The 12,378-nt window shown below is 41.7% G+C and carries 13 protein-coding genes and 1 riboswitch; all 13 genes read right to left on the bottom strand.

What is annotated here, in order from left to right; all coding sequences use genetic code 11:
* Positions 1–77: 77 nt before the first annotated feature.
* Positions 78–779 carry a hypothetical protein gene (locus Q4486_RS10700; RefSeq protein WP_303519399.1) on the bottom strand — a complete coding sequence of 234 codons (702 nt, stop codon included), beginning with the start codon at positions 777–779 and terminating at the stop codon, positions 78–80.
* Between the two features lie 136 nt (positions 780–915).
* Complete coding sequence (locus Q4486_RS10695; protein WP_303519398.1) at positions 916–3,192, bottom strand: AAA family ATPase; 2,277 nt, start codon at positions 3,190–3,192, stop codon at positions 916–918.
* A 526-nt stretch (positions 3,193–3,718) separates the two neighbouring features.
* On the bottom strand, positions 3,719–4,507 hold the full coding sequence (locus Q4486_RS10690; protein ID WP_303519396.1) for a zinc-dependent peptidase: 789 nt from the start codon (positions 4,505–4,507) through the stop codon (positions 3,719–3,721).
* 107 nt (positions 4,508–4,614) lie between these two features.
* Entirely contained in the window at positions 4,615–5,097 is a 483-nt protein-coding gene (locus tag Q4486_RS10685) for a 6,7-dimethyl-8-ribityllumazine synthase (RefSeq protein ID WP_303519395.1), read from the bottom strand.
* 110 nt (positions 5,098–5,207) lie between these two features.
* Positions 5,208–5,356: riboswitch (FMN riboswitch) on the bottom strand.
* Positions 5,357–5,494: 138 nt separating this feature from the next.
* Complete coding sequence (locus Q4486_RS10680) at positions 5,495–5,968, bottom strand: Dps family protein (RefSeq protein WP_303418362.1); 474 nt, start codon at positions 5,966–5,968, stop codon at positions 5,495–5,497.
* A gap of 121 nt (positions 5,969–6,089) precedes the next feature.
* On the bottom strand, positions 6,090–6,824 hold the full coding sequence (locus tag Q4486_RS10675; protein WP_303519393.1) for a ZIP family metal transporter: 735 nt from the start codon (positions 6,822–6,824) through the stop codon (positions 6,090–6,092).
* A 9-nt stretch (positions 6,825–6,833) separates the two neighbouring features.
* Positions 6,834–7,325, bottom strand: a complete 492-nt coding sequence (locus Q4486_RS10670; RefSeq protein WP_303519391.1) for a DUF2202 domain-containing protein — start codon at positions 7,323–7,325, stop codon at positions 6,834–6,836.
* Positions 7,326–7,682: 357 nt separating this feature from the next.
* A complete protein-coding gene (locus Q4486_RS10665; RefSeq protein ID WP_303519390.1) occupies positions 7,683–8,024 on the bottom strand; it encodes a hypothetical protein in 342 nt (113 codons plus the stop codon).
* Between the two features lie 97 nt (positions 8,025–8,121).
* Entirely contained in the window at positions 8,122–9,114 is a 993-nt protein-coding gene (locus Q4486_RS10660; protein WP_303519389.1) for an alpha/beta fold hydrolase, read from the bottom strand.
* Between the two features lie 135 nt (positions 9,115–9,249).
* The gene (locus tag Q4486_RS10655; protein ID WP_303418372.1) at positions 9,250–9,756 is read right to left on the bottom strand and encodes a hypothetical protein; all 507 of its coding nucleotides are present in this window, start codon (positions 9,754–9,756) and stop codon (positions 9,250–9,252) included.
* Between the two features lie 177 nt (positions 9,757–9,933).
* Positions 9,934–11,385: an NAD(P)/FAD-dependent oxidoreductase gene (locus Q4486_RS10650; protein ID WP_303519388.1), complete on the bottom strand. Its 1,452-nt coding sequence runs from the start codon at positions 11,383–11,385 to the stop codon at positions 9,934–9,936.
* 68 nt (positions 11,386–11,453) lie between these two features.
* Positions 11,454–11,717: an RNA-binding protein gene (locus Q4486_RS10645; protein ID WP_303418376.1), complete on the bottom strand. Its 264-nt coding sequence runs from the start codon at positions 11,715–11,717 to the stop codon at positions 11,454–11,456.
* A gap of 114 nt (positions 11,718–11,831) precedes the next feature.
* Positions 11,832–12,374 (bottom strand): HD domain-containing protein, encoded by a 543-nt coding sequence (locus Q4486_RS10640; RefSeq protein WP_303519387.1) that lies wholly within the window; start codon positions 12,372–12,374, stop codon positions 11,832–11,834.
* Positions 12,375–12,378: the final 4 nt, after the last annotated feature.

Raw genomic sequence — 12,378 nt, 5'->3', positions numbered from 1 at the left:
AGTGGCACGTAATTGCGTAAGCAATTTAAGTGACGCTTTTGACAGTCCAATGCCTTGCCTTGTTAGGGTTAGCCGTTTCATTTTTTTGTAACTTCAACTTTAACACGGTCGTCTTTTGAATCTCGCCAAATAATGACACGATAATGATCTTCTGGATCGCGTGGTGGCCGAGGCGATTTATTTCGCTTTTCAAGGCTCTTTATCTCGGCTGCGACAGCTTCTTCAACTGGAATATCTAGCTCTAATTGCTCTTCTTGAGGATGGGGTGGAATTTCGGCAAGAGAATTTTCTAAGTCATTATAAAAGTCTGGCACATTTTCATCCTCGCCTAGAAGTGCTTTGGACTGCGCTACAGCTTCCTCTACCGTTATTTCTCCTGCTTCGACCTTTTTGAAAATCCCTTCTAGCCGAGATAGTGCTTCACCTCTTTTTCGAACAGTTGGGGAAATTCTTTCTTCCGCGAATGGACGTACTGCTTGTTGGCCTAAATATTCACTGGCATCACTCACTTGACCTTTAATGGTCTGAACTCCTGACATAAAAGAGCCGTACTGACCAATACCTATATACAAAGCAGAAAGGCTTGCAAGGGCTATTTTCCCGTATGCTTTAATAGAGCCATCTTCTACACTTAGTGACAATGAGTAATCAGATAGCTCTAAATGAATATCGACATAGACTTCCCATTGCTCAAATAGAGTTTTCGAGTATTCCTCTAACTCTTCACGAGAAAGTTTGGGGGTATCTATATAGATGTCTGCTGAGCCTATTCCGATCAATGCTCTATCCTTCTATTACCCTAACGCCGCCATAAGCGGTGAGCAACAGTTGGCTAAAATGTGTAGCGAAGCGGAACTGAGCCAACTGTTACGAATCCGACTTTATGGCCTTGTTATGTGCTGATTACTAATATGTTTATCCTGCATAAATCACAGCTAGCGACCTTTCTACAAAGCTTAAAAGCTCACCATCTGTAATTTGAACTTGGTCTGCCGCAGGATTAGTATCGTGATGAAACTGTCCTGCGTAACGATTTATCTCATTTAGTTCGGTAATAATGTTTTGAGCGTTAATTAAGGGGCTTGGTGGTTGCGCATTACTTATCAAGTCAATAACTTGACCAAACAAAAGACCGCCATTTATCAGGTTAGGAAAACGTCTATGTAGATACCCCTCAAGCATAGGCCGAATTGATCTAGCTATTTCCATACTACTCTGAACATTGCCAACTATATATTCATCAAGCATACGGTGGCATTTGAAATATGCACTTTCACATTCTTGATCAAGATTAATTACATCGAAGTCACTATAGCGATTAATAACTGATTTTAACTTTAAACATTTAATGTCGTTTGGACTTCCGGTTCGCAACACATCATCACGAAGATTCCGAAGAAAATGGACGTCATGTGCAAGAACAATTATTTGCTCGCAGCTATCATGCAACCTCTTCAAAACAGTACGTGTTTGCTGTTTTCTATTGAGATCTAAGCTACACATTGGATCATCTATTACGATAACCTTGTTGGCTAAATCAGTATCAGACTCTGCAGAAGCTATGAAGAAAGCAAAAGCTAATGTGCGTTTATCGCCTTCGCTCAAAGACGTCTTAAAATCTGGCACACCGCCATTTAAAGCAATATTGGCACCGCGCATTTGTAGTACATAATCACTTCTCAAACCACCCCGATAATTGAAATCAATATTAGGAATCAGAAATTGAGCACCAAAACCGCGTAAAAGCTCATTAATACGATCTTTATAGCTTTCTAGTGTTGCCTGCATGATTTGATTCAAGACATCTTTCTTAGTTTGCTTTTCAGCTTTTGCAGCTACGTCTTGATTTTTTTCAAACGCGAGCTGTGAAAATAAATCTATAACATCTTGCCTGTAACGTATTTTAGCCCATTCCAAATCACGGATTTGGTTTTGCAAATTATCAATACTTAGAGCTGCCAAATTGTTTTTGTAGTCTGTTATAACAGCTGTTGCATTTGAAATTGAATCGTTACACGCAAAAACAACATCTAAAACTTCCTGCCAGTTCCTAGCAACTTCGCTTCTATCCTCTTCAGAGCCAAAAGAATCAAGCAAATTAACTTCTTTTCTCTCTCTCAAAGCGTTTAATAGATTTTCAATATTAGAAAGAGCATCTCTTGCTGAACTTTCATCGAATGTTGGAGGTATTACCTCGACATGTTCCTGCCAACCGTCAATGACTGCACTGGCAGTTTCAAACCGTGCTTTTAATCTGTCAATTATCTCATTAGAGCAGCTTGCGTTAATAAGGCCTGCAAGCCGAGAAACATCTGATTTAAGCTGATTATAATCTTGGTTAAAATAACTGCGATATGCTTGTATTAATTCGACACCATCAAGAGGTTGGTTGCAATACAAGCAATTACCTTCATCACCATATGCATGCCCGTCACTTATCCATTTCTCTAGACGATTTTTGTTGTGAATATTTAAATGTTCTTTAACTTGCTGTTCTGCAGCTAGGTCAATATTTTCAAGAGATGTACCTAAAATATTGAAAACATTATCCACATTAAGTGTCGGCAATACTAATTGCTGAGGCAATGCCTTAGCTTGAATTTGACCGATGTTTTGAGCTTCAACGATTTTGCCATTAAGAACGGATATTTGGTCATCTGCATCTGCAACTTCGGCTATTCCTTGAAATTGAGTTTGCGTCAAACCTCTGTGTAACACCTCTAATTGATTGCTTGTTTCGCGTAAAGAGCTGGCTGCTGTTCTGGCATTATTATCTGCAAGATCATATTCTTGTTGCGCCACTACAGCACTTTCGCCAAGTGCAAATTGTAATAAGTTTTTTCGTTGGTCAGCAGTAACTTGTCCACCTGCATATACATTTTGTTCAACGAAATCGGCATCAAATACTAAAAGCTCTGGGCGCTCAACATCCCAACTACCATTTTGAAAGGTAGAACGCTGCCCATTAGAAAATTGAAGAATTGCTTCTGGTTCGTGATTACCATCAATAGTTCGGCGGTTTACGAGGAGTTCAGGTTTATTCGTCGAACAAGAACGGAATAATGAAGCTAGTGTAGATTTACCTCGTCCATTATCTGCATAGATAAAGCTAGCTTTCTGTAATCCATGTGCTCTTGCATCAGCATCATGTAAAAGACCTATACCTTTTATTCTATGTATTCTTTCTAACATTTAAATCCCTTTCGCCATTCATCAATTAAAGATGCCAGTGCTCCGAAGCACATAACATTTGTATATACGGGGGTCCGTGTATCTTCCTACATCGCTATTTGTTAAAAAACAGATATAACTATTTAAAAATAAAGGAATAATTATAAAAAATTATACTCTTCCGTAACAAAACAAGCGTGCATATTAACAATTGATATACGGGGCCCGTATATCTACTCACACCGCTATTGGTTAAAAACAGATGTATTTATTTGAAAAGGAAGGAGAAACTAAAGAATCGAAGCGAACTCTTCCGTGACAAAACGAGCATGCGCATTAACAATTGATATACACTGCTCGATTAAAAGGTGCTGTATATCTACCCATGCCAGACATCCACCTGTCTGATTTATAACTATTTTTAACCTAAGCTAGGTGGCAATACAAGACCTTCGCTCACAGGGTGAGCGCCTACATCGGGGTCTTTCCATTTCTTACGAAAGTCCGTAACCATATAGGTCATTTTTATACGGATTTTCTTGATTGATTACATGGCCGGTATAGCAACAGGTACAGGCTGCTGGCGGTAAAACTGGCAGAGTAGCCTGTATACCTCAGGCATGTGCGCCTTCATATTTTTTGGATCTTCAAAGAAGGTTTCGCTGCATACGGCGAAAAACTCAGCGGGATCTGTTAAAGCGTAGTCATCAAGAGGGAGCGGACGGTGTTTTTTATAATCATGCTGTAAACGATCCCAGGCAGTGGTAAAAATGTCATGCCACTCTCCTGCTCGCATATTCGGATGCATAGGTGGGGCGCCATTAGCACCATCCCGCAGCATATCCAGTTTATGAGCTAACTCATGAATCACTACATTACTTGCCTTAGTATGATTCACATGAGCACCGCTTTCACAAATAGAAGCCCATGACAAAATCACAGGCCCCTTGGACCACGCTTCGCCACTTAAGCCCGGACTTTTAGAATGAACCACCCCATCATCACTACGATAAGGACGGTTAGGGATAAAATCCCCCTCGTAAAGGATAAGGGTATACCAGTGATCGTACCAATCTAGGCCTAAGTGCAATATAGGCACACAAGCCATTGTGGCAACTTTTAAACACATTTCATTAGTAAACTGGAAATCACCACCCGATACAAAGTCCTTACGCACTAAAAAGCGGAATGCCATATCCCTTAACGCATCCCGTTCAGCACCTTGATAGCGTTCCATCACTGGCCAATCAGCGATGGTTGACTCCGACTGCTGCGTGGTAAAGCCCATTTTTTTAACGCGTCGGTTTTCCAACCAGTTATGGATTCGTTTAAACATGGTGAACTCGTTTACGGGCGGGCATCGTCATTTTCCGATAAATGGCGAATACACCGAGTGATATAAACGCCATAGTATAACGAAGCATTACGAAGAGGCAGCTAGGTTTATAGTGCCAGCTTCGCTTTTGCAGTGAGCTGCACCGCCTGATCACATGCATGTGCTAACTCAATACCCTTCTTTATAAAGTGGCGAGAGAAATAGTCGTTATGCTCATCATGCTCATGAAAGTGATGGGGCGTAAGTACTGCGGTTAAAACAGGCACTTCTGTTTCTAATTGAACTTGCATTAGCCCGCTACAAACCGCTTGTGCAACAAAGTCATGGCGATAAATACCGCCATCCACCACCAATCCGCTACAGGCAATCGCTGCGTACTGGCCACTTTTCGCCAGCAGTTTTGCTTGCAAGGGTATTTCAAACGCACCAGGTACAGCGATCACCTCGATCAGTGATACATCATACCCACGTGAAGTTAACTCTTTTTTAAATCCATCCAGACAATTGAGAACGATCTCTTCATGCCAAGTCGCATGTAGAAACGCAATTCGTTGTGTTGCAGGAGTGAAATTCGTTGAGCTCTGATTCATTACAAAATCCTATAAATAGAAAGTGAATCAGGGCGAACGGACAGGAAAATACGCCACATAGAGCGACACTACACCACTAAGATAAGCGGCGTAGTTTAATATTTTGTCTGACACGTTCCCTATCATCCGGACTATAACCGTCGGCTCTGGAATCACACCAGATCTGCTGACCCTAAAAGAAAACTCTTAAAGGCGCTCGCGGGCTTAGAAATACTTCTTTACCGCCGGTGGGGAGTTTCACCCCGCCCCGAGAACGAAATCGAAATTATTCGACGGCAGCGAATATACTGCCTTTTACCGTATATTGTCAAAATCTGATATTTACAGCCGGGCACTAACCTTGTGAGTTATCACTTATTTGCTTACCAGCAGACACCCCATCATCGGTAAAAGCAGATTAAGCTTTCTGAGCGGCCCTTAACATCCATGCTGTTTTCTCATGAATACGCATACGATCAGAAACTAAAGAAGCGGTAGACTCATCATCTGCAGCTTGCGCAATTTTTAACACTTTACGTGCAGTTTTGATCACTTGCTCATGGCCTTTTGTTAACAAGGCAACCATTTCCGCTGACGAGGGAACACCCTCAACCTCTTCAATTGAACTAAGTTTTGAAAACTCTTTGTAGGTTCCCGGCGCAGCAACATCGAGTGTTCGAATGCGTTCTGCAATATCATCTACAGCAATAGCTAGTTCTGTGTAGTGCTCCTCAAACATCAAATGTAATTCACGAAACTGTAAACCTGTCACATTCCAATGAAAGTTATGGGTTTGCAAATACAATGTATAAGAGTCAGCTAAAAGCCGCTTTAAGCCATCTGCAATTTTTAATCGATCTTTTTTGTTTATACCAATATCAATACCAGTCATTTTATTTCCTTACGCTTAACGTCATTATGAATTACAAGGTTCACATAAGTGACCACAACACAGCTAAGGTCATACTGAACCTATTCTTAGACCCCTCAATTGATGCTTATTAGCAATCAAATTAAGCCTTTGATAAAACGATTATTATTGCCACCAGCACACCACCACCTAATGCAACAAAACTATACTTTTTATGCTCTTGCTCTGCCCTAGGTAAGAGATGTGTAGCACCTACATAAATTAGCGCACCTGCAGATAATGATAGCAGAGCTCCTAAAATAGGTTCATTGATTTCACTTATAAATGGGTATGAAACTAGCATTCCCAAAGGCGTAGTAAGCGCAGCTGCCAATAAAGCAAGCATCATTGCTTTGCGATCACTAAAGCCTCTTCGGATTAATAAAAGATATGTGATTATTCCTTCCGGAAACTCATGTAAAACCATACCTGCTGTTGCGAGAAAGCCAGTAAAAATACTCACTGTAAAAACAATAGAGTAAATAAATCCATCAATAAACGAATGGAAACCAATCCCTATCATAGGAACAAGTCCAATCCCATACTGCTCTTTTTCAGGATCTTTATGACAAACAAAAGCGGTGATAAAACGGTTAAATAGATGCAATCCAAAATACCCAACTAACAGATAGATAGCGCTATTAGGGTTCATGGATAAAGCTTTAGGAATTATATGAAGAAATGAGGCCGAGATAAGTACCCCCGCGGCAAAACACATAAAGTAGGTAGTGTTGCGCTGCCCCCAATTGACATATTTACGTATGGTATAAATACCAACGGAAGTTACTATCGCTGCCAAGGCACTAGTAGCAAACGCTGTCCAAAATGTATTACCCATTAACGCCCCCTATTTAGAGCACCGGCCCCTTCCCTGTCCTTGTCCTCGACCATTGCCTCTGCCATCACCTCTTCCATTCCCTAAGCCTTTACCTTGGGCCCCTCCTCGTTCAACACAGCGCTGAAACGCAGGGAGATGGTTTTCTTTTGACGCTCTCTGCAACCGTTTTAAAACCGCTTGAACATCAGGGTAGTCGGTCGTTGCTTCAAGCAGTCTGTCATACATCTCGGCATTTTCAATTTCATCCTCAACGCCCAACATACATGCATCAAGGATCGATGAGGGTATTTCAATACGTGTATCCCAGTCATCTTCAGGGACGGCAATATTGTATTTAGCAAACAAAGGTAGCAAAGCCTCAACATGACGACCTTCAGCCTCTACAATATTAATAAAGGGTCGTATCTCTCCAAATGTATTAATAACGGCACGATAAGTTGCTCGCGCTTTATACTCATCATTGATTGCTTCGACCAAAGCATTCTTTAATTTTTCAGACATGACTCCCTCTCCTCTCGCAAGAGTAGATGGGATTAATATAGGGTATAAACGCAATCGTTTAATAAAGATTTACCCTTTCTTTTCCATCCACACCACCAATATATTAGATAATATTAATATATAGGCAGTTAATGATAAAAACAAGCCACCTTCCGTTTCTGTAAGGGCTTAAACCACTGCCCACCAATACATTACCCAGCGAAGTGCCTACTACCCAGTAATCCGAATCGCTTCAGCAACGAGTGCCCCATCGTACTGACCACCACTAGGTTAATGATTAAGTCAAAAGGTACGACAACAAATTTAGAACCCGAAAAATAATAATTCTTATCTTTTAGTCCACAACTACCCTGTTATTTAGTCTGCAGACTTGAGCTTAACAAGGTTGTAGATCTGCCAAATCCCTAACGGGAAAAACACAAAGAGGATGAGAATAGCGCTATTAATATAGTTTATTAGGGAAACTCTCTTTTCCGCGAATCTATTTAGCTCTCGTAACGACAGTATAGGTAGAAAGACTAAGGGAATAGCGAAGAGACTAAAGCCCATCAATGCCCCCATAACAAAATCAGCGGTTGTTGACGTGGGTGAGTCCGTAGCCATAGTGCCTAAAAATAATGCCATAACAGCACCCATGCCAGTCCCTAATACCATCTCGATATAGAGAGTTATTTTTAGATATTTAATTCTTCGTTCCATAAAGATTCCACTGATAAAGAGTTTACTGCCGCCCAACGAACACATAAACCGAATCCGCTAAAGCACACTTAAGATACTACCTATTGATACGACTTATTTATTGTTCCAATGCTTTATCGAAGGCATTAATAAAAGCACTATAGTCTTCATATTGCGGCATATGGCCTAGTCCTTCCAATTCAAAAAGGGTGGCACCATTAATCATGTTTTTAGTGTGTTTTCCCAGTTGTTGGTATTCACCCAACTTATAGGTGACGCCCGCTTTCAACCAGCCCCGACCCGGCCCTGTTTTATCTCTCGTTCCGATAATCAAAAACGTTTCATTCTCTATTTGTGGCAACCTAGCCACTATATTTTCTGAGAAGATAGGGCCATAAGTTAAGGCATTATTCCACGCAATAAGACTCCAATCCGGCCCTGCCAGCATCCCTTTTAAAGGCACCAACAACTGCTCATATTCACTGGACCATTTACCGTCATAGTAATTCTTTTTTTGGTAGTTCCGAGCCTTATCTAGCGTCTTATTCAGCTCATTTTTATAGAAGAAATCAACATCTTTAAACTCTGCATATTGACCATAGTTTTCTAAACCAATAGGGTTGATCAAAATCAGTTTGTTAACTGAAGCACTATAATTAACTGCAAACGTAACGGCTAACATCCCACCCATTGAGTGACCAACAAGATCAAACTTTTTAATACCTAAGCTATCGAGCAAAGATTTAGTATTGAGTCCAAACTGACCGAAACTGTATTGGTAATAATCAGGTTTAGATGATTTACCAAAACCAATTTGATCCGGAATAATGACACGATAATTTTTCTTTAGAAGGTCTTTTGCCACCCGCTCCCAGTAGTAACCAGAAAAGTTTTTACCATGCAGTAAAACAATGACTTTTTCAGCGTCCTTATTCCCCACATCCATGTAACGCATTTTTAGGGTTTGATTTTGAGAGTTAAACTTAAATGTGCTGACCTCAAATGGATATTCAAACCCATCAAGTTCTTTATTATAAATAACCGTTTGTTCAGCAAATGCCGGTGATGTTAAGACAAAAATAGAAACGAAGATTAGAAGATATTTTTTCATACAGCCCCATAGGTTATATTGTTATCTACATTAAGATTTAAAACAGCGTCTGCCCTGCTCCTGTGCCTTATTTCGTCAATACACAACAAGCCTTCCAGTATCTGTTTAGGTCGCAGGTTTTTACAATAAAGCAGGCTAGTCCCCGAGTGTACCTATACCTCGTGCTTCTCCGGTAACTAAGCCTATCTCCTTCAAATCAAATAAACCAAGTCTCTGCTCCTGATGGGGATGATCACACTTTTTATATTCGACGTGCTTACCCTGTTGTTCGACAAAAACACCTGAACTGTTTGGCCGAAAAACATGCAGATCTTGATGCACCGTATAAGTTAAATCCCCCCGCGTAAAAGAAAGTTCTGAGGTACTCCCTTTAGCGTAAGATAAAACGCCTAATTGATAGTTAGCATTCAGATCAGCGTAATTAGATGCAAATACCAATTCAAGATGATCTTTATCTCCATAGCGATAAGTTAACTCACCGACGGTTGGACTAAACCCTTTAGTTAAACATAGAGAGATCACTTTATTATCACTCGCACACGAGAAATAAACCTCTTCTAGATCAGTACACAGATCAGGCTCCCCCGCGATAGATTGATTCATCATCACTAAAAAAGCACATGCGACTATCTTGGTTTGCATTTAAAACTCCCTATTAAGATCCATATCCGTAGGTATATGTACCGACAAGCATCGTTACCTAAGCCCACTATCAATAATGGATCATAGCCTAGCTTAAGTAGTTCGCTTAATACCTTGATTAGGCTCACAGAACAACGAACTAAGCAGAATGATCTGCGCTCAGCCTACCTCAACCTTTCAGATCTCTGATTTTTTGAGACAGCGCCCCCTTGGCTCATCCCCTTCATGCAATACAACATCAGAATGCAGGAATTGTGCGGCCTCAGCAGACCCTTTGACTTTGATGCCACTGCGCGCCAACATTTCCGCTTCAAACTCAGTTAGCACGCTTTCTCTCAGCCCTAGATCCCGCCATTGAGATAAAGGTCTACAGCCTTTTACAATTCCTCGCGCCAGCGCTAAAGCATCCAATAAGGCTTGATTAGCACCTTGACCTTTAAATGGGCTCATCGGATGAGCGGCATCGCCAATCAGTGTTGCCTGCCCCGCTTCCTCCAGCCGCTCGGGGGTTAGCAGTGCTCGGTCATACACGGGATAGCCCGAAACCAGAGATGGTTGGGTTGCAGCTAAAATCTGAGGTATAGGTTTATGCCACTGTGTTCTGCGGCATGCTTCATCTTTAAGCGCTTGTGCACCTTGTTCACTCAACGCTTTAGCCTCCGCTTCAGACATTGGGAAGCTAAGCTGCCACATCACTGACTCTGAATCATAGGGCATCATGTAGATTCGCTCATTACCATTAGCTGTTTGAAATACTGTAGCCCCATCAAGTAGCTCAGACTCAAGACCGTTTAGATCAGCTAAAGGGCAAATACCTAAAATGACAATACAGCCAAGGTAACGTAAAGGCGTAACCTCTTCATCCATGATTAACTGGCGTACGGCACTGCGAATACCATCCGCACCAACGACAAGGTCAGCTTGAACCTGTTTCATCGATCCACCGACGTTAAAACTCAGGTTAACCTTTTCATCCTCAAACGTTTGAACATCGACTAGCTGATGCCCCCACTGCACCACATCGTGGCTACCGAGCTGATCCAGCAACGCTAAACGTAATGATTGTCGTGCAATATGAATATTGGTCCGTTTTGGCGATTTATGCGTAGTAAATTCCATCCACTTTCTTATCCCCCATTCACCTACCACTTTTCCTGTGGTCGTATGAACTAAGTGTCGTGTGGAAACTACACCCTCGTTTAAAGAAAACAGCCCTAGCCCTTCAATCGCTTTACTCGCTTGTTGCAAGGTAAGCCCATATCCCTGAGATCGAGCATCAAAGCAGTTATCACGTTCATAAAGGGTAAATGGAATCCCACGGTGTAGGCAGGCCACTGCTAGCGCAACACCGCCGATACCGCCACCAATGATGGCAAGGTGCGGATAGTTTTCACTATCGACCGAGGGGGGATGAGCAGAAGGTAGTAACCCTGAACCACCACAGTTTACGCAGTCTTCAAGATGGCCTTTAGGACGAACAGGCGCCATCGACGGTTCAGCATTCGTTTTTTCAAACGCATCCAACGCCCTTTGGTAACTTAGCCGTACTTTTTTACGTAGCCGTCGGCGTCGCTTACCGCGTCCCTGACATTCCAGACAAACCGTCCAGCTACTCTCTTCGTTTTCCACTGTGTAAACGTCTTATATAGTGAATGTGATGTTAACTGCTCGGTTATCAGAGATAAGAGAATGAGGGACTATCCCTTTTTAACTTCAGCCTTTTTATCTTCTGCTTTTTTAACACGTATTCTATTGTGCCCTACCGTTTTGTTGTTCAAGTTACTCATAGCGGCTTTTGCTTCGCCCGGCTTTGGCATCTCAACAAAAGCAAAACCTTTGGATGTACCGCCATCGCTATCAATAACTAAGTTACAGGATTGGACCGCACCGAACTCTTGAAACAAGCTCTTTAGTTCATCTTCAGTGGTTAAACGATCTAAGTTACGTACTAATAATTTCATATCTATTCCGATCAAGGGTTATTCGTTAAAGGTAGACGCCGTTTATTTATATGGACACTGAGCGGTGTTAATTAACCCCCGCTAACAAACACAGAAGTGACCTCCTACGCTAACTTATTCATATTGTTGGTATTCTTTTATCTTCAAACTTAACCTGTCAGCTAAATAGCGATTAGCCTCCCCTAAAGCCTCTAAAATAACCATGGCTTCATGTTTGTACTTGGCTATTTTCTCTTTACTCCAATGCTGGGGCGGTGCTTGCAGATTAGTAATTCGATCCGACAGTTTAACCATCCAAATCTCTTTAGGCTCTTTTCTGATCCGGTTCAAACTATCACTCATTTGCGCCTCTTTAGTGGGAAGCGTTTTATCTTTAGAGAGCGCCATAACGCCCTTAGCGACATCAAGGCCAAAGGCTGCTTCAATATCAGCAAATGAGGTCTCTGTGTCTTCAATAGTGTCATGCAATAAAGCACAAACGACTAATAGATCTGGCTGCTCAATAGGCTCATGAGCCACGGCAGCCATCGCTTCCATGGCAACAAGACCAATGTGATTAATATAAGCTATCTCTTTGCCGGGAATCTGTTGCCCATTATGCGCTACAGAAGCGTAGTTCCATGCTTTAATGTACCTATCTTGATTCCACAAACTCATTAAA

It is taken from the genome of Neptuniibacter sp. 2_MG-2023 (genome assembly GCF_030547495.1).
GTDB lineage: Bacteria > Pseudomonadota > Gammaproteobacteria > Pseudomonadales > Balneatricaceae > Neptuniibacter.
Note: the sequence above shows the minus strand (reverse complement) of the source record. Positions and strands in the feature narration are given on the sequence as shown.